The 19,679-nt window shown below is 35.9% G+C and carries 9 protein-coding genes and 4 pseudogenes; 7 read left to right on the forward strand and 6 right to left on the reverse strand.

Features of this window, described 5'->3' with window-relative positions; genetic code table 11:
* Nucleotides 1-10: 10 nt before the first annotated feature.
* Nucleotides 11-3,292 (forward strand): type I restriction endonuclease subunit R, encoded by a 3,282-nt coding sequence (locus ABLB98_RS05695; RefSeq protein WP_057104442.1) that lies wholly within the window; start codon nt 11-13, stop codon nt 3,290-3,292.
* A gap of 1 nt (nt 3,293) precedes the next feature.
* Nucleotides 3,294-4,040 carry a M48 family metallopeptidase gene (locus tag ABLB98_RS05700; protein ID WP_057081905.1) on the forward strand — a complete coding sequence of 249 codons (747 nt, stop codon included), beginning with the start codon at nt 3,294-3,296 and terminating at the stop codon, nt 4,038-4,040.
* A 220-nt stretch (nt 4,041-4,260) separates the two neighbouring features.
* Here the strand turns inward: ABLB98_RS05700 and ABLB98_RS05705 are convergent, their stop codons facing one another.
* On the reverse strand, nt 4,261-4,443 hold the full coding sequence (locus ABLB98_RS05705; protein ID WP_057081906.1) for a hypothetical protein: 183 nt from the start codon (nt 4,441-4,443) through the stop codon (nt 4,261-4,263).
* 310 nt (nt 4,444-4,753) lie between these two features.
* Between ABLB98_RS05705 and ABLB98_RS05710 the strand changes: the two genes are divergently transcribed.
* Complete coding sequence (locus ABLB98_RS05710; protein ID WP_057081907.1) at nt 4,754-4,987, forward strand: hypothetical protein; 234 nt, start codon at nt 4,754-4,756, stop codon at nt 4,985-4,987.
* 275 nt (nt 4,988-5,262) lie between these two features.
* Here ABLB98_RS05710 and ABLB98_RS05715 read toward each other — a convergent pair.
* Nucleotides 5,263-6,291 (reverse strand): annotated as a pseudogene (locus tag ABLB98_RS05715) (transposase).
* A 230-nt stretch (nt 6,292-6,521) separates the two neighbouring features.
* On the opposite strand from ABLB98_RS05715, the gene ABLB98_RS05720 reads away from it, so the two are divergent.
* Entirely contained in the window at nt 6,522-11,387 is a 4,866-nt protein-coding gene (locus ABLB98_RS05720) for an SdrD B-like domain-containing protein (protein WP_171295057.1), read from the forward strand.
* A 203-nt stretch (nt 11,388-11,590) separates the two neighbouring features.
* Nucleotides 11,591-12,619 carry a transposase gene (locus ABLB98_RS05725; RefSeq protein WP_081399852.1) on the forward strand — a complete coding sequence of 343 codons (1,029 nt, stop codon included), beginning with the start codon at nt 11,591-11,593 and terminating at the stop codon, nt 12,617-12,619.
* Nucleotides 12,620-13,238: 619 nt separating this feature from the next.
* Here the strand turns inward: ABLB98_RS05725 and ABLB98_RS05730 are convergent.
* The 3 pseudogenes from ABLB98_RS05730 to ABLB98_RS05740 all read right to left on the reverse strand — a co-directional run.
* A pseudogene (locus tag ABLB98_RS05730) lies at nt 13,239-13,946 on the reverse strand (integrase core domain-containing protein); the annotation flags it as partial.
* Between the two features lie 157 nt (nt 13,947-14,103).
* Nucleotides 14,104-14,295, reverse strand: a pseudogene (locus ABLB98_RS05735) (transposase); the annotation flags it as partial.
* A 68-nt stretch (nt 14,296-14,363) separates the two neighbouring features.
* A pseudogene (locus ABLB98_RS05740) lies at nt 14,364-14,776 on the reverse strand (transposase); the annotation flags it as partial.
* A gap of 323 nt (nt 14,777-15,099) precedes the next feature.
* On the opposite strand from ABLB98_RS05740, the gene ABLB98_RS05745 reads away from it, so the two are divergent.
* Nucleotides 15,100-17,355 (forward strand): AAA domain-containing protein, encoded by a 2,256-nt coding sequence (locus tag ABLB98_RS05745; protein WP_348883722.1) that lies wholly within the window; start codon nt 15,100-15,102, stop codon nt 17,353-17,355.
* Here ABLB98_RS05745 and ABLB98_RS05750 read toward each other — a convergent pair.
* Nucleotides 17,346-18,374, reverse strand: a complete 1,029-nt coding sequence (locus ABLB98_RS05750; protein WP_081399852.1) for a transposase — start codon at nt 18,372-18,374, stop codon at nt 17,346-17,348. The two genes, ABLB98_RS05745 and ABLB98_RS05750, sit on opposite strands and share 10 nt — an antisense overlap.
* A 42-nt stretch (nt 18,375-18,416) precedes the next feature.
* Between ABLB98_RS05750 and ABLB98_RS05755 the strand changes: the two genes are divergently transcribed.
* Nucleotides 18,417-19,676, forward strand: coding sequence for an AAA domain-containing protein (locus ABLB98_RS05755; protein WP_369028928.1), 1,260 nt, complete (start codon nt 18,417-18,419; stop codon nt 19,674-19,676).
* Nucleotides 19,677-19,679: the final 3 nt, after the last annotated feature.

A 19,679-nucleotide genomic window follows, 5' to 3' on the forward strand; every position in this document is an offset into this window, starting at 1 on the left:
TTGGTTTGATATGAATGGTCTCTCAATTAAGTTTCAAGAAGAATACAGTGCTAAGATTCCCGCATTAACATTGTTAATGAATCTGGGGTGGTCGTTTTTACCGCCATCACAGGCACTTGTTGCCCGTGATGGTAAACAAGACCAAGTGGTATTACGCCAAATTTTACGTAAAGAGCTCTCTAAACGTACTTTTCCATTTGCGGGTCAAGAATATCCACTTTCAGCAAAGTCGGTAGACAACTTAATTGCTGAAATCTGTAGCCCAGCTTTGAATGAGGGGCTACTGACCGCTAACGAAAAAATGTATAACCATTTGTTCTACGGTATTCCAGTAACTGAATTTGTAAATGGAAAAAAAGTTAGCCCAACGATTCCATTGATTGATTGGCATAACATCCATAATAATGACTTTTCATATACAGAAGAATTTGCTGTAACACGTTCAGGTGGAGTAGATACACGTAGACCCGATATCATTTGCTTTGTAAATGGTATTCCTTTAGTTGTGATTGAAGCAAAACGCCCTGACAGTCAGGCAAAGAAAGGTCCAACAATTAATGAAGGTATTTCTCAGACACTTCGTAATCAGCGACCTGATGAAATTCCACATCTGTTTGCATATAGCCAACTGATACTCTCTATAAATGGGCATGAAGGTCGTTACGGCACATGTAATACCCCTGCAAAATTTTGGGCTGCATGGCGAGAAGAAGATATTTCTGATGCAGAAATGTATGCGCTTAAAAATAAGAAATTAAGTGCTTCTCAAAAACAGAGCCTATTTTCTTATCGTCCAGTTGATGACTTAAATTGGTATGAAAACCTAATTGCAGGTGGAGACTTAGCTGTTACAGGTCAAGATCAACTGCTGATTAGTCTATTAAAGCCTGAACGCCTACTTGAAATGGTTCGCCTATATACGCTTTTCGATAAGAAAGCAGGAAAAATTGTTGCTCGTTATCAGCAAATCTTTGGTATCAAACGACTTATTGAGCGTATTAGTACGAAGAACAGCAAAGGTGGTCGTGAAGGTGGTGTGATTTGGCATACAACAGGCTCAGGTAAATCTTTTACTATGGTCTTTCTCAGTAAAGCCATGATCTTACATGAAACTTTAAAAAAATGCCGTATTTTGGTTGTCACTGACCGTGTCGATTTAGAAGATCAACTGAGTAAAACCTTTGTATCAGGTGGTGAACTGGCAGGAAAAAAAGACAAGCAAAATGCCATGGCGACTTCAGGCAAACGCTTGGCTGAACAAATTGGTAAGGGTACAGAACGAATCATGTTCTCTTTGATTCAGAAGTTTAATTCTGCAACCAAGCTTCCTGAATGTGTTAACACAAGTTCAGACTTCATTGTCCTGATTGATGAAGGGCATCGAAGCCAAGGTGGTGAAAACCATGTACGTATGAAACTCGCACTGCCAAATGCGGCATTCGTGGCATTTACAGGTACACCATTGCTTAAAGATGAAAAGACCGTTAACAAGTTTGGACCTATTGTTCATGCTTATACAATGCAAAGAGCCGTAGAAGATAAAACCGTAACGCCTTTGCTATATGAAGAGCGCATTCCTGATTTAGATGTAAATGAACGTGCTATTGATACATGGTTTGAGCGCATTACAGAAGGTTTAAATGATCAGCAAAAATCAGATTTAAAACGTAAATTTGCGAGAAAAGGTCAGCTTTATACTGCTGATGACCGTATTCGCCTGATTGCATTAGATATTGCCAATCATTTTGTTAAAAATATTGATGATGGTTTAAAAGGTCAGCTTGCTTGTGACAGTAAAGCCTCAGCGATTAAATATAAAAAATATTTGGATGAAGCTGGTCTATTTGAATCGGCAGTGGTCATGAGTCCACCCGATAGTCGTGAAGGTAATACTGATGTTGATGAATCAACTACCCCTGAAGTGACTCAATGGTGGAAAGAGAATGTCGGTACTCAAGATGAACAATCCTATACAAAACAAGTCATCGAACGCTTTGAAAAAGATGAATCCCTTAAGTTATTGATTGTAGTAGATAAGCTATTAACAGGTTTTGATGAACCTAAAAATGCTGTTCTTTATATTGATAAAAATTTAAAACAGCACAATTTAATTCAAGCAATTGCGCGTGTAAACAGACTTCACCCATTGAAAAAGTTTGGTTTATTAATTGATTATCGCGGTATTTTAAAAGAATTGGATGCCACAATTCTTGATTACCAAGATCTCGCTGCTCGTACCCAAGGTGGTTATGATATTAACGATCTTACAGGCTTATATACTCAAATGAGTTCTGAATACAAACGATTACCTCGTTTGTATAAAGCACTTTGGGCAATTTTTGCTGATGTTAAAAATAAAAATGATCCAGAGCAGTTACGCCAAGTTTTAGTTCCTCGTATTGAAGAACGTAAGGGTGAGTTAGTCGATATTCACTTAAAAGTTCGTGATGATTTTTATGAAGCACTTACAGAGTTTGCAAGTTGTTTAAAAGTTGCGTTGCAGTCAGCAACCTTCTTTGAAGATAAAAGCTTTTCTGATGCAGATCGTCAGCACTACAAAGAAACAGTCAAACTATTTACAAGCTTGCGTCAAATTGTGAAACGAGATGCTGGGGAGACTGTTGACTACGATCAGTATGCAGAGCAAGTCAAAAAACTGATTGATAAGCATGTTGTGGGCATTGAAGTTAAGGACCCTGATGGGGTTTATGAAGTTGGCAAGATGGGTAAAATAGCTCAGCCTGAAGATTGGAGTGAAGAGAAAACACGTAATGAAACGGATATCATTAAAACTCGTGTAACTAAGATGATTGAGCAACAATTGCGTGATGATCCTTATGCTCAGGAGGCTTTCTCTAAGCTGTTACGTCAAGTCATTGAAGAAGCAGAGAAAGAGTTTGATCACCCATTGAAGCAACACATGTTGTTTAGAGAGTTTGAAGAACAAGTTGAAGCTCGTCGTTTAGATGAAATTCCCGATGTGTTCAGTGGTAATAAGCATGCTCAAGCTTATTACGGGGTCTTTAAGAAGCTATTACCTGAAGCATTCTCGATAACAAATCAACAGAATCAAGATAAGTGGATTGAACTCGCTTTCGAGGTTGATCGTTCTGTGATGAGCTCTGTGGCTGAAAACTCCATCAATCCGCAAAATATTGAAGCGGATATCCGTAAAAAATTATTACCTCAGATGTTCCGTGAATGTAAATCCATTGGGAGTGGTATGGATCAAGCAAAAAAAATTGTAGAAATGATCGTACAAATTACTCGGGTTGGTTTAAATGGGCTCTAGGATGAATACGCTGCCAGAGAGAAAGTTAAGCATTGTTTATGGTGATGAAATTATTGATTTTGAGGTGCTTGAAAGTCCTAGTCGTACTCAAAAGATACTGATTAAAGTCTATGCTGATTGTCGGGTGGTTGTATCAACACCGTTAAATACAGATGATCAAACAATTATTGAAGCGGTAAAGCAGCGTAGTCGTTGGATCTATAAACAATTACGAGAGTTCCGTGAACAAAGTAGATTTATCACGCCTCGCAAATATAAAAGTGGTGAAAGCCACTTTTATTTAGGTAAACAATATCAATTGAAAGTGATTCATGATGATACCAAGCCAAAAGGTGTAAAACTTCTAAGAGGAAGATTGGAAGTAAACACCTTGGATATGGGTCTTGAAAGTATTAAATCTTATTTAAATGAATGGTATAGAATCCGAGCAAAAGTCATATTCGAAGCACGTTTGCAACATATTCTAGAACAAGCTTTATGGGTTGAAAATTACCCTGATATTCGTTTGATGACCATGCGAACACAGTGGGGAAACTGCTCCCCATCAGGTTTACTTACGCTCAATCCTCATCTAGTTAAAGCGCCTACAATCTGCATTGATTATGTGATTCTGCATGAACTTTGTCATTTGGTTGAACATAATCATAGTGAGCGTTTCTACCAACTATTGAATCAAGTTATGCCTGATTGGGAGGTAGTGAAAGAGAGATTAGATAACATGGCTGTGAAGTTTTTTGATATTTTATAACAAGTTTGTTTCAGCGGTGGAAATTCGGTAAGGGGGAACTCTTCCATATAATTTATAAACTGATTAAGGTATGTGGCATAAGTGAGCTTAAATTTAAAATATTGTAATTACAAAACAGCAACTTATACATAAAATATCAATGAATGGCTTTTCAGGAAGTTTGTGCAATGTAAGCCTATCGTAAGCTATAAAAAGGGAAATTTAATATCTCCCTTATAGATTACAAATATGAAAGCTGTATTTGAGATGCAAAAAAAAGCTTTTGCTCTAATTCCTCATTCCACAGTCCTTCATCTTCCATACCTTGTTTTATATTTTTGAATATATCATCAGATAAGGTAACAGTAGATGATATAGCTGAATATTGAGCTTGAGGTAAGCATTCATTCAATAAACCTTTCATAGTATTGATCAGTTTATTTCGCCAAATAGTTGTTCGTTTTGATTTATATTGCTCAAATTGATCTTCGGCAACGGAAAGAAGTTCTTGTATTTTTTCACCAATATCAAAACGAACTTGTACCCACGAATTTCACTTGCTAATGGTGAATTTTTTACAAACTCATACAGGGCGTGTTATGTAATTATTTGAAGTTAATTGCTAGTCATGGTTTATTGCCGGCATATATAATGAAATATTAATTAATTGCTTATGTTATCGTAGGGTTGGGTTGATATGCCTATTTTATGAGCGAATTAAAAGAAGGACGGCAATGATCGATGAAGACTATTTCAAATACAGAGAAGCCAATTTATTAGCTCAATGGGATAAAAAACTTGCCACGGTACTAAAAATTCAAGAACTTGAGGCAGAACTCAAAGAATTTAGCTATATCCAAACATGTCGCAAAGATAAAAATACAGCAAGCTATGCACGTTTAGAACGTAGTATAGAAGGGTTTAGAAACCGCATAGCCCGCTTAAAAAAACAACTTTATACGACCTAATCATCATTTTTAACAAAGCAGTGTTAGTACACTAAAATGATTGAATAGCTTAGGTCAATCACTGAACTTTAGTCAGATGTTTAGATGTTCTCACCTCGAATCACTTGCTAGTATCTCGAGAGAAAATTCTATTTGTATTTATTACTGTTTTTAGAAAACTATCAGTGTAAATTTACGGTCAAAATAGCCATAGATCTTTTATTAATTTAACGTAATATTCTGTTTATGTAATTTTAATATTTATATTTATTTATAAAACTAGGACTTACGCACTATCATTTATAGATTCTCTGTGGTAGCAGATGATTTTTATCGAGAATAAAGTCATCAATGAAGTCTTTGATGATTGGTCTAAATAAGTTCTTTTGCCAACGATATACATTTTCAAAGATCCGCTCAAACTGGTTCTTTTGTATCTCGACGTAGGCCATCAAGGCTGCAAAAATATGATTCAAAATCAGTTTAGATCGTCTTACCTGAAACTTTTCAATATGACAAACCTGTTTAATCACTCAGTGATATTGTTCTATTTTCCAATGACTTGAATGTAATTCATAAAAACCCTCAAAGGACAATAAATCATCTTCATCTTGATACACAATATAAAACCTCTGCTGTTCTTTTAACTGAGTCTTAAATAATTGTACAAAGCCAAAATCTTTGAGCCAGACCACTTGACCCTGATGAAAATTCGGCAATAAACGCAGTTGAAACCATTGTCCTTTTTCAGGGGAAACCTTACGGTTACTGTCGACACCAAACATAAATCGAATACCATATTTTCTTATGGTTTTTAGATTTTCAGTCGATGAATACCAACTATCACCTGTAATAAATTGAATCTTTGCACCCCAACTAAGTACTTCACTTAACATATCCATAAAGTAATCATTCTTGGTTTTACCCTCAGATTTGTCATAAATTCGGAAATTAATTGGAATATTTTGACCATTCTGATCTGTCGCATACAGGGTAATGAGATTAATCCCCTTGACGGATCGGTGGTGTTTGCCTGACCAAAAATAGCTAACCAAGTCCATATGTTGACTATATGGTTTATCTAAAACAGTATCATCAATACTGACTATAAGTTTATTATTATCAATATGTTGAATTGCTTCTTGATATAGGTCGTGAGGTGTGTAGTCTTCACGCTCCAGAAAGCGATTTACACTATCATGCGAGATATTATAAGTCTCGGCAAGTTGTGTGCAGCTAATAGAGTTCGGTTCTGTCATGAGAAAGCCCATATAAATGGGTAATGTACAAGTTGCTGTAGAAGCATGTTTAGTTCGTCTGATCACAGATACTTTATAAACTATTTTAATACTTTTTTGAATCCGTCAATGCGTAAGTCCTAATTAATGTTAAATATGTTTTAAAATTGTAAATTACGTGATATATTTCACACAATTATGTGTGGCTACTCATTAGGGTTAATTAAAACTTTAATTAGGACAAAAATAAAGGTCAGATTGAAGTTGTTCACTTTCATTATTGATGAAAAATGTCCCACCGATGGAGGAGAATTTTTGTGATAAAAGTTAATAAAATCTTTTATTTATTTATTTGTGCTATTGTTTTCTTATATACATCTATTTTACATGCTGCTGTTGATATTGTTGTCAATGAGAATGATAGTCCTGACCCAATCGCAGCAGGTGGGACATTAACTTATACTCTGAATGTAGCTAATAATGGTCCTGATGATTCGACAGGAGTTAGTTTGACGGCGGCGTTACCTGCAACAGTAAGTTTGCAAAGTGTCGTTTCTTCGCAGGGGACATGTACAGGTACAACAACAATTACTTGTAGTCTGGGTAATATTGATAATAATGCGGCAGTCAATATTGTGATTAAGGTGACTGTACCCACCACACCAGGGACATTAACCAGTACCTTCACAGGTTCAAGTGGTCAAATTGATACTAATTTAACCAATAATAGTAAGATTGAAACAACAACAGTTGTACAAAGTGCTGATTTGCAAATCACAAAAACGGATAGTGCTGATCCAGTATCAGAGGGGGCGACTTATAATTATGTGCTGGCGATCAAGAATTTAGGGCCTTTTGCTCATACTACAGCAGATACAGTGACTGTAACAGATAATATTCCATCCAGTATGCGTCTACAAAGTCTACCCAGTGGTACTAATTGGACTTGTAGTAGTTCTGGTGGTACAACATTTCCCCAAAATGGACCAGTTGTTGTAACGTGTCAGAGAAATATACAAGCCAATAATGCCTTGGCAGTCAATGCAAGTTTTCAGAATATTACAGTACCCGTCAAGGCATTGGCTTATGGGACGGTAACCAATGAAGCCAGCGTGAGTTCAACGATGGCTGATAAAAACACTGCCAATAATACGGTTACAGAAAATACTTCGGTAAATCAGGCGGTTGATTTAAGTGTGGCAAAGGTACTTACCAATACGTCAAATACTACCATTGGGACGAGTACACAGATCGGTGCAGGTGCGACTTATCGGTATCGTCTAACACCGTCTTTAGTCATTGGGGATACAGCAGGTGCAACGGTTCGAGTCACGGATCCATTACCGAATAATATACAGGTCACTACTTCACCAACAGTATCTGGTAATTCAGGGGTATGGAGTTGTGATTATAGTCCAAGCCAGACTTTACCTTTTACGGTATCAGCCAGTAACCCTGTGAGTGTCATTTGTGACTCTTCAACACCCTATGTGAATACCAGTACGACAACACAAAGTCTGGGGATTATCCAGTTTGATTTTATCCCAACTCAAGGGGGTACATTGACTAATGCGGCAACAGTAGGTTCTGTGGGTAATATCTTAACTGATATTGCAACCAGCAATAATACAGCTTCAGTGACACATACAGTGAACGGAAATGCCGATCTGAGAATTACTAAAACTGTCAATGGTTCTGGTGCTGTACGTGCTTTAAACTCTACAGCAACTTACACGCTTGCTTATCGTAATGCGGGTACATCTCCAATCCCTGCTGGAACAACAGTAACGATTACTGATACGTTGCCTAGTGGTGTTCAAATTACGGCGATTACTGCGCCAGCTGGCTGGAGTTGTCCAACTGCAAGCACAGCTTCTCCCATTAATGGACCTACAACCATTACATGTACACTGACCAATGGTCTGGTGGTATCAAGTAGTAATAATGGTAGCATCACACTGTCCGCAAAATTTACCAGTACTGGGGTGAAGCAAAATATTGGCAATATTAGCTCTGTCATATCCGATCCTGATCTGAGTAATAACCAGTCAGACAATACGCTGACGATTGTAGATACATCAGGAGGTGGTACTTATAGTGATTTGTCAATTGTTAAGGACGATACCGTATCAGGCAATACTACTTATGGACCTGATCCTGTGGCAGTAACAGGTAATGTACGCTATCGCTTACGTGTAACCAATAATGGACCATCTAATATGCCAACGGGTCGTACAGTGACAGTAACGGATACCATTCCTGTCAATTCTACCATTGTGAGTTATGCACCCACTGTATCTACCCAAGGCTGGAGTTGTAGTGATACTGGCACGGTGATTACCTGTATCCGCACTGTGAGCGCTTCATCTACCTGGACGGTAAATACAACCAATGATATTGATGTGGTATTAAAAGCCAATAACGGCACAACAATGACTAACTACTCACAAGTAGTGACCACAAACGATCCAATAGGCAGCAATGATACTGCCCAACAGCAAACCACTATTCTGGATGATGCCAATTTAAAACTGGTTAAAACAGTGTCAGCCACTAGTGTTTATATGGGACAGAGCTATACCTATACTTTTGTGGTGACGAATCAGGGGCGAACTGCTGTACCAGTGGGAGCGTCAAATGCTATTCGTTTGGTTGATAGTATGAATCCTGATCCAGGGGCAACACTGGTGTCTACGACAGCGACAGCCAATGGCTGGACTTGTACCACAGCAGGAACAGGAAATGTCACTCCCTTGACTTGTGATTATGCAGGTGGTCTGGCAGTGGGGGCGAGTACTTCATTTACTGTGACTGTGACACCTAGGACGGTTGGGACGGCACGTTCAAATACAGCCAGTATCAGTTTTGTCAGTACTGCTGTTGTTGCTGATCCAGATTTTACAGATAATAGCAGTACTGTGACCTTAGATGTACTGCCAAGTGCTGATTTGCAGATCGGCAAAAGTGCTTCCTTAACCACGGTTGCTGCTGGTCAGAACCTGACCTATATTTTAACCGCCAGAAATAATGGTCCTAGTGTTGCTACCAATGTTACTGTTATTGATACTTTACCGAGTAATGTGACAGTGATGTCAATCACACCAACAGGCGCTGGTACTTGTCAGCAGGACGTACCTACAGCAGGAAAAATTCAGTGCCAATGGGCAAGTTTAGCCAATAATACTACGCAATCAGTGACAGTGGTGGTGCGTCCCCAACAGGCAGCAGCAGGTACAAACATCATAAATACCGCCACTATTAGTTCCGATATTTATGATGCTGTGAGTACCAACAACACATCTTCAGTGTCTACAACAGTAACTTCTGCTGTCATTGATCTGGTGATCAATAAATCAGATCTGGTTGATCCTGTTGCGCAAAACGGCACTGTGGTTTATACGGTAACAGTAAATAATCTGGGGCCTTCGGTTGCAACCAATGTGATAGTCACTGAAAACTTGCCTTATACTTATCTTGAATTTATAGATGCCACCCCTCAGCAGGGAAGTTGCACAACACCAAATAGCAGTCATCAAATGCTCTGTAATCTGGGAAGTGTAGAGGCGGGTCAAACAATAACGATTACTATCCGTATGTTGGCAAAGTATATTGGTACCGATGTCAATCAGGTCAGTGTTCAGGCAAGTGAAACAGATAGTTTAACGACCAATAATAGTGATAGTGAAAATACCACAGTGCAACTTGGAACAGATGTTCAGGTCACCAAATTGGTCGATAGTACAAATATTTATGTTAATCAATCTTTTTGGTATACCATTAATATTTTCAATGAGGGGCCTGCAAACAGTAATGTGACTCTCACAGATACTATTCCTGTAGGAATTGATTATGTTTCCTATACCATAACAGGGGGAAGTTGTACTTACAATAGTAGCAATAAGACCCTGACTTGCAACATGGGGTTAATGACTCCAGCTACAACTAAGCAAGTCAGAGTACAGGCAGTTTCCAGACAATTAGGGACGATTATCAATACAGCAAATGTAAGTGGTTCGACACCTGAGCTTATTTTGGATAATAACCAGTCTAGCGTGAGTGTTAACTCACAACTGATTGTTTCAGGAAGGGTATTTAATGATAATGGCGGCACAGTAAATAATATTTTTGCTAATGCCTATAATGGTGTACAAGATACTGGCGAGAATGGGATTGCTGGTGCGAGGATTCAACTGACCAATTGTATTAGTAGTATTATTGCAGAAACCACAACCAATGCAGCAGGTGATTATCAGTTTATTCGTAATGCAAATCTGCCAAGTCCCTATTGTATTATAGAAACTAATACGCAAAATTTTACCTCAGTTAGCGGTGTTGCCAATTACACACGTAGTACCGATACCATTAGCGTGGCAAATAGTACTGTAGCCAGCTATACCACAGGAAATTTTGGCGATGCTAATCTGAGCGTGATACTCATAGAAGATGGGCAACATACCATTAAAGCAGGAGAAGTGACTGACTATCCACATCGACTGATCAGTTACGCGCCTGTGAACATTACCCAGATGGTACAAAATCTGGCACAACAGCCAGCTTCCAGTACAGATCAGGTATGGCAGGCTATTATCTATCAGGATACTAACTGTAATGGCAAAGTGGACGCGGGGGAAAGTGTATTTAACCCCACCACAGGTAGCCCAATCCTGTTACAGCCAGCAACCGACATCTGTCTGGTACAGCGTGTCCTGTCGCCAAGTAATGCCTATGCAGGCGCACAGCAAATGACCCGACTACAGGCCAGCTATCAGATTAGCCTGAGTAATCCATCGCAAACGATCACAGGACAAAGCAACCAGCGACAGGATACCACCCTGATTGGCAGTGCAGGACTTGATTTGCAGAAACGAGTACGTACCGTTGCCACGTGCCCATCAACAGTGAGTGACAGCACTTCTTTTGCGATCAACAATCAGGCGACCAGCCAACAAAAACTGGAGTATGAGATCACCTATAAGAACAATAGTGTGAAAGTGTTGCAAAATGTAAAGCTGAAAGACAGTGTGCCATTGGATACAACGTTTGGTAGCATCAATTGCCAGTCTACCCCTTCAGGCATTACAGGTTGTACAGCAACCCATAACAATGGCCAGCTAGAGTGGGTGTTGACAGGTAATCTGCCACCTTCTGCTACGGGTACAGTGAGGTTCTGTGTTTCACCGTGATGGGGTGGTTATTGCAAAATGCTCAGGAAGTCTGGCTGTTAGCTACTTGCTGGGTGTTTTGATAGGGGGAGGAGTTCTGAATTCTCAATTAAAGGATTCATATTGATGTCATAAAAGTGAAAGATTATTTATAGGATTTTAAGATGATAGGACTTACGCATTGACGGATTCAAAAAAGTATTAAAATAGTTTATAAAGTATCTGTGATCAGACGAACTAAACATGCTTCTACAGCAACTTGTACATTACCCATTTATATGGGCTTTCTCATGACAGAACCGAACTCTATTAGCTGCACACAACTTGCCGAGACTTATAATATCTCGCATGATAGTGTAAATCGCTTTCTGGAGCGTGAAGACTACACACCTCACGACCTATATCAAGAAGCAATTCAACATATTGATAATAATAAACTTATAGTCAGTATTGATGATACTGTTTTAGATAAACCATATAGTCAACATATGGACTTGGTTAGCTATTTTTGGTCAGGCAAACACCACCGATCCGTCAAGGGGATTAATCTCATTACCCTGTATGCGACAGATCAGAATGGTCAAAATATTCCAATTAATTTCCGAATTTATGACAAATCTGAGGGTAAAACCAAGAATGATTACTTTATGGATATGTTAAGTGAAGTACTTAGTTGGGGTGCAAAGATTCAATTTATTACAGGTGATAGTTGGTATTCATCGACTGGAAATCTAAAAACCATAAGAAAATATGGTATTCGATTTATGTTTGGTATCGACTGTAACCGTAAGGTTTCCCCAGAAAAAGGACAATGGTTTCAACTGCGTTTATTGCCAGATTTTCATCAGGGTCAAGTGGTCTGGCTCAAAGATTTTGGCTTTGTACAATTATTTAAGACTCAGTTAAAAGAACAGCAGAGGTTTTATATTGTGCATCAAGATGAAGATGATTTATTGTCCTTTGAGGGTTTTCATGAATTACATTCAAGTCATTGGAAAATAGAGCAATATCACCGAGTGATTAAACAGGTTTGTCATATTGAAAAGTTTCAAGTAAGACGATCTAAACTGATTTTGAATCATATTTTTGCAGCCTTGATGGCCTACGTCGAGATACAAAAGAACCAGTTTGAGCGGATCTTTGAAAATGTATATCGTTGGCAGAAGAAATTATTTAGACCAATCATCAAAGACTTCATTGATGACTTTATTCTCGATAAAAATCATCTCCTACCACAGAGAATCTATAAATAATAGTGCGTAAGTCCTAAAAACAATAAATTATTTAATTTTTATTAAATATAGGTATATATATCCATACAACACTGCTAAAGCTGCTTATCAGAGAACATGTAAAGAATTCCAACAGCCTGAGTTAACTTATAGTGAACGTTGTAAAAACTGGCTACTTGAACACCAACAGGAAATCTTTAGAACAGATATAGAGGTCAAGGAGATTGCTAAAAACTTGAATCAGACCGAACGGCAAATTATGTATGCACGTAAAGAACTTAAACTTTTTTATTAGACAATATTGGACGGCGCAATGATAAAAAAGCATGGGTAGAAAAATATTGGAATGAACCCACTGAATTGAGTATTAACCAACTTCAACGGAAATATAACCTCAGCTTTGATTAAGTTTGTTATAGGCGAAAGCTACTCAAGCAGCTCAAGGGAAATGACACAAATAGACAAAACCGTCTGAGCATAAATATACTTTTTGCTGTAAAATGCGCTCACGTTTAAAAAAATCTAAATAAGAAGCGATGTTCTATAATAAGATAGCCCCTCAGGGGGGGCTTTTCTTATCGCACAGATGACTTAGAAAGGGTGTGGTACTGCAAAATATTTAGCTGATAATGTGTGTGATTCATAGAGATCGTTTCAATTTAGCGATCTCTAAATCCATCTTGTAATTGGCGTGTTGAATCCGTTCATTTGATGGGTTGTATTGCTTCTGGACCTCATCAGAGAAAGGGGTTTCTTCACATAATTCAAAGTACCTTTCCATCGGTGTTTTACCTTTCAAAGCTGAATGTGGTCTCATCCAGTTATAGTAATGCTGCCATTCGGCTAGCTTGTCTTGGATATCTTCAGAATTAATATCGACAGTAGCGTAGAACTCAGATTTATCAGTCTTTTGAGAACGCTCTACCTTGCCATTCAAATGAGGTGAACCTGGTTTATTTGGTCTAAATTTGATTCCATGCTGCATCAATTTTTTCTGTACTTTTTCAGCAAAAAATTCCCGCCCACGATCGGTCTGTATTCGCTGTATGGGAAAAGGCATTTCTTCAATTACGCAATCTAAAAAGTCGAGCGTATTCGCTGCTGTTCGGCGTTTATATATCCTTAAAACGCGATATCGTGTGCAGTCATCGATAGATGTGTACTGATATAGCCCAGGACCCAATTTACAGGTATCCATTTGAATTCTATCGCCTGGTAATGGGCGCTCATAACGAATGAAATCTGCTTTAGGACGGATTTTTTTAATCGGTTTGACTTGATAAGTGTATAGTACTAGATGGATAGTCGCTTAGGACAACGAGATTCTGTGTAGCCTCATCAATTCTGATGTGTGCTGAATTAGCAGGAGACTTTCACTTGGGAGATTTTAGGCAGCGAACCAATAAAAGTCTTCTGCCATTTGATTTGGTGTCTTAAAATCCAAGCCTTTTTGAATTCTTCGCTGATTATAAAATAACTCTATATATTTTGTAATATCCGCTTTGGCTTAGATCGGGCGAATACTGTTTTGTGCCTGCTAAAGTTCCAGCCTTTGCTTTGTTATTCCAGTTCGAAAGGGTTTGCATTGAAATGCCAAGTTGTCTAGCGGATTCCGATACATTACCTTGGTTCTCTTCAATGGCTTTTATGGCTTCAGCTTTAAATTCTGCGGTGTAAGTCTTCTGTTTCTTGCTCATGGTAAACTCCTAATGAGTATGTATAGTTTACCAAGTTAAACCCTCCTGTTTTTTAAGCACACATCACTTTTACTCATGCCTCGCTTTAGCCAATCATAAAAGCGAGAAACGGATACACGAAGTAATCGAGCCATTAAAATAATCGGAAATAAGTGGCTTTGCGATTTCATATAGGCGTACCTCACTGACTTTCTTTGGCAAAGTACGCTGCTGCCTTTTTTAAAAATTCACGTTCCATTTCAGCTGTTTTGAGCTGTTGTTTAAGCTTCTTATTTTCTTCGAGTAAGGCGTTTAGATCGGGCGAATACTGTTTTGTGCCTGCTAAAGTTCCAGCCTTTGCTTTGTTATTCCAGTTCGAAAGGGTTTGCATTGAAATGCCAAGTTGTCTAGCGGATTCCGATACATTACCTTGGTTCTCTTCAATGGCTTTTATGGCTTCAGCTTTAAATTCTGCGGTGTAAGTCTTCTGTTTCTTGCTCATGGTAAACTCCTAATGAGTATGTATAGTTTACCAAGTTAAACTCCTAATGAGTATGTATAGTTTACCAAGTTAAACCCTCCTGTTTTTTAAGCACAGATCACCAACACCTAATTTTCTGACTATGGCCGCTAATGGTTCATGTGAGTTCGCCAGTACACACTCTATCGCTTGTTGTTTAAATTCAGGACTAAAGCGTTTAGCCATTTCTTGTATCTTCAAAGTTAACATTATGTTAGCTTTAGGGGGAATCATTGTCCATTATTTTGGCTAGGATCACCACTAAATGTGTATAATTTGTAAAATTTAAAACTGCAATGAAAAAAATGTTGAAATTTGATATAGAACAAAATTTTGAGGAATCCTACTTATTAGCTGACGATGAGCATACATCTTATAAATTATATAAGTGTGTAGATGAGGATAGTGATGTCTATTTGGTAAAATTATGGGAAAAAATATTTGATCAAAGTGTAAAAGAAATTTGGTTGCAAGAAATAAGACAGCTAATTTTTTTAAAAAACTCACCAAATGCAGAAAAATATTTATTGATCATAGATGATGCAAAAGAATATGAAGATTGTTTTGTAACAACCTACAAAATTAAGATTGATGAAATTGATTATGAGACTTTTTATAAAAAAAATACTAATTGGAATAGTAAAGGTAAATTAAGGGATAAAGAATTAAGGTTTAAGATATGGGGAAATTTAAAGAATATAGCAGAAGGCTTAAATCTATTACATGAAAATGGTTTTTTGCATAGGAGTATTAATACAAAATCAATAATTGTAAATATTGATGATGAAATACCAAGTGATTTTAAGTTAACTGGCTTCGAATGGATGCTTGAGTTAGGTAGATTCAACTATAATAAAAAAAATTATGGGGTTCTTCTAGAAAGTTCATATAATAATGATTGGATGGATTATTTAAGGTTGGCTGAAGAAATATTTAATATAAAAAAAATAAAAGAAATAGATGAAATATTTACTCGAAAAGAAGTGTATTTCTTCTATAAACATATGAGTTCTAAGAAAATAAATGATGAAGATATTTTAAACGATTTAGATGAAATTTTACAGCAATTAGACGTTCAAGAGGAGAATAGTACGGAATATTATTTACATATTATTACTAGAAAAGAGGACGATTTTTTAGGAGAAATAAATAAGTTAATAGAAGGAGTTGATCATGGAAATATAATTGAATTTATTAAAAGTGATATTAATAAGCTTAATAAAGTTGGTATGTTTAAAGCTTTACACTATAAGCAGGGTGTGAATAAGTATTTTATTCAAGGTGAGAAGTTTTTATACAACATAGAAAAATCTAAAAATTTCATGGGTGTTTATACAACAGATAAAATGGTTTTAATTGATATATATCAAAGTATTCCTTTTTATGCTAAACACGAAAAAGAGTTTAAAGAGTTTGATATTGTAGTAGATGTAGGGCGGGAAAAAAATAAAAAAAATGATTGGTCTAGATTGTTATCAGCTTTTAAAAATAAAATTGAACTAGATGAAAATGTGAAAAACTTCATTAATAGTATTCTTATATCTCAGGCTATAGATATTGCTGATTATTACTCTCAAATATACTCGGTTGAAGTGGTAGATATTTTGGAGGATAAGGAAAAAATTAAAGTAAAATTAAATACTGATTTGCAATCTGAAGCAATTAATAGAGCTCTTTGTAAAAAAACAGTTTCTGAGTGTTTTAATAAGTTTTATAGGGATAATCCAGATGTGGAATGGATAATTTCTAACGTTAAACCTGAAAATAAGAGAGAGTTTTATAGTGCTCATGGTGAGGATAATGAAGATTTTAGATACAGATTATTTTCTAGTGGATTTAATAAAAATTATGAGTATTTCTTAGATTCTAAAATAGACTCTGAAAATCCAGAAAAAATTAGCGAAGTGGTCGGTAAAATAAATCAGCATATGTTTATGTATCCGAAGTCATTATTAGGAAATCATTCTTCGCTTTTAAGAAAAAATAAGGCTATAACATTACTTGTTAAAAATACAAACCTATTAAATAGTCTTATATTTCCAAAGAAGAATACAAAAATCTATAACTCTAAGCTTCAATATGTTGATGGTTATCAAGAACTGGATGATTCAAAAAAAGAAGTATTTGAAAAAGCTTTAAACACATATCCAAATTATATAGTTCAAGGTCCTCCAGGAGTAGGAAAAACATTTTTAGTCAAAACTTTAGTTGAACAGATCTTCAAAAATGAACCATTTAGCAAAATAGTATTAAGTGCTCAAAGTCACTCTACTGTAGAAGTGTTGAGTGATGAAATTGATAAATGTGAATTTGAAAAAAAATTAGTAATGATCAAAGCTTTTAATAATAGTGATCATGAAGCTAAATCAATTATATCTAATACATTATTGGAGCATTTAGAACCCGTATATATCAGTAAATTATGGAAAGAATCATATTCTACAAATATAGATTTAAGACAGGATATGGATAAGTTTAAGCATAATAAGGAAAATTATAATTTTTATGATAAAATTTTAAGCAGTGCAAATATTATAGGACTTACGCACTATTATTTATAGATTCTCTGTGGTAGGAGATGATTTTTATCGAGAATAAAGTCATCAATGAAGTCTTTGATGATTGGTCTAAATAATTTCTTCTGCCAACGATATACATTTTCAAAGATCCGCTCAAACTGGTTCTTTTGTATCTCGACGTAGGCCATCAAGGCTGCAAAAATATGATTCAAAATCAGTTTAGATCGTCTTACTTGAAACTTTTCAATATGACAAACCTGTTTAATCACTCGGTGATATTGCTCTATTTTCCAATGACTTGAATGTAATTCATGAAAACCCTCAAAGGACAATAAATCATCTTCATCTTGATGCACAATATAAAACCTCTGCTGTTCTTTTAACTGAGTCTTAAATAATTGTACAAAGCCAAAATCTTTGAGCCAGACCACTTGACCCTGATGAAAATCTGGCAATAAACGCAGTTGAAACCATTGTCCTTTTTCTGGGGAAACCTTACGGTTACAGTCGATACCAAACATAAATCGAATACCATATTTTCTTATGGTTTTTAGATTTCCAGTCGATGAATACCAACTATCACCTGTAATAAATTGAATCTTTGCACCCCAACTAAGTACTTCACTTAACATATCCATAAAGTAATCATTCTTGGTTTTACCCTCAGATTTGTCATAAATTCGGAAATTAATTGGAATATTTTGACCATTCTGATCTGTCGCATACAGGGTAATGAGATTAATCCCCTTGACGGATCGGTGGTGTTTGCCTGACCAAAAATAGCTAACCAAGTCCATATGTTGACTATATGGTTTATCTAAAACAGTATCATCAATACTGACTATAAGTTTATTATTATCAATATGTTGAATTGCTTCTTGATATAGGTCGTGAGGTGTGTAGTCTTCACGCTCCAGAAAGCGATTTACACTATCATGCGAGATATTATAAGTCTCGGCAAGTTGTGTGCAGCTAATAGAGTTCGGTTCTGTCATGAGAAAGCCCATATAAATGGGTAATGTACAAGTTGCTGTAGAAGCATGTTTAGTTCGTCTGATCACAGATACTTTATAAACTATTTTAATACTTTTTTGAATCCGTCAATGCGTAAGTCCTATATTATTTTAACAACTACAAATTCTAAAACAATCGAAAAAATGCTTGATAATAATTGTTATTTCGATTGGAGTATAATGGAAGAGGCAGCAAAAGCTTCGACTAATGATCTTATTAGTCCACTTCTTCTATCTTACAAAAGGTTATTAATTGGAGATCATAAACAATTACCAACTTTTTTTGAAAAAGATTTCAAAAAAATTATGGTCCCAGAAAATTTAAATTTGGATAAAATTATAAGTTTTATAACAAAGGGGAAATTTAAAAATAGTATAGTTCATGATAGCGGTTTATATAGTTTGCTAGAAATATTTACAGATATAAAACCAAAGTTAAATGATGATGATGCTGATATGGATGAGTTGCTAAAATTTGTACAAGATAAATATTTACCTGCCATAGAAAAATCTATTGAATATTATTCACTTTTTAAATATTTATTTGAGGAAGTTGATATTAATAAATCGAATAAGTCGAAGATTAACTTTGGTAGTATGATATCTGAGCAATATAGGATGCATCCAGATATTTCTAAAATTATTACAAAAGTATTTTATGATTATAAGTTGTTAGATAATGAATCAAGAAAGGTTTTTTATTTAGATGATTGTAATAGACCTTTTTATTTTAAAGATTTTAAGAAGGTAGATTTAGAAAACTCTAAAAGATTTACTTGGTTAAATGTAAAGGAGCCTTATTCTGATTCAAGTGTTATAAAAATTTTAGAGGAAAACTTTGTTAACAAATCTGAGGTTTTAATAATTGAAGATATCTTAAATTGTATTTATAAAAAATCTAATTTTATTAAAAAACCATCAATTGTTTTATTATCCCCTTACGCTAAACAAGTTAATTATATTAATGAATATTTAAAAACTAATGGTGTCTTAAAGGAGCTAATTAGAAAAGATTTTGAAATTATATCTGAGAATGAAATTTGCAAAACTTGTGATTCATTCCAAGGTGGCGAAGCTGATTTGGTGATTATTAGTCTAGTTAGAAATAACATAAATAATGATATTTATAGTGCTTTGGGCTTTTTAATAGATGAACGAAGAATGAATGTTATGTTTAGCAGAGCTAAATTTCATCTCATTATTGTTGGTTCTATAGGTATGTTTGATTATTGGGTCAATAGTGCATTGAATCATAAAGAATTGCCAATTGAGGCAGCTTTTATTGAGCAGTTGATAAAATTGGTACGTAATCCTCAATATTGCACATTCCATGATGCCTCTACTCTATAAGAT

The sequence above is a fragment of the Acinetobacter yuyunsongii genome (genome assembly GCF_041021915.1).
Taxonomy (GTDB): Bacteria; Pseudomonadota; Gammaproteobacteria; order Pseudomonadales; family Moraxellaceae; genus Acinetobacter.

What these genes read in the sequence shown, in the direction of transcription:
- ABLB98_RS05700 (WP_057081905.1), top strand. Translation starts at nt 3,294, where the DNA reads ATGAATACGCTGCCAGAGAGAAAGTTAAGCATTGTTTATGGTGATGAA.
- ABLB98_RS05695 (WP_057104442.1), top strand. Translation starts at nt 11, where the DNA reads ATGAATGGTCTCTCAATTAAGTTTCAAGAAGAATACAGTGCTAAGATT.
- ABLB98_RS05710 (WP_057081907.1), top strand. Translation starts at nt 4,754, where the DNA reads ATGATCGATGAAGACTATTTCAAATACAGAGAAGCCAATTTATTAGCT.
- ABLB98_RS05755 (WP_369028928.1), top strand. Translation starts at nt 18,417, where the DNA reads ATGCGTAAGTCCTATATTATTTTAACAACTACAAATTCTAAAACAATC.
- ABLB98_RS05705 (WP_057081906.1), bottom strand. Translation starts at nt 4,443, where the DNA reads ATGAAAGGTTTATTGAATGAATGCTTACCTCAAGCTCAATATTCAGCT.
- ABLB98_RS05745 (WP_348883722.1), top strand. Translation starts at nt 15,100, where the DNA reads ATGTTGAAATTTGATATAGAACAAAATTTTGAGGAATCCTACTTATTA.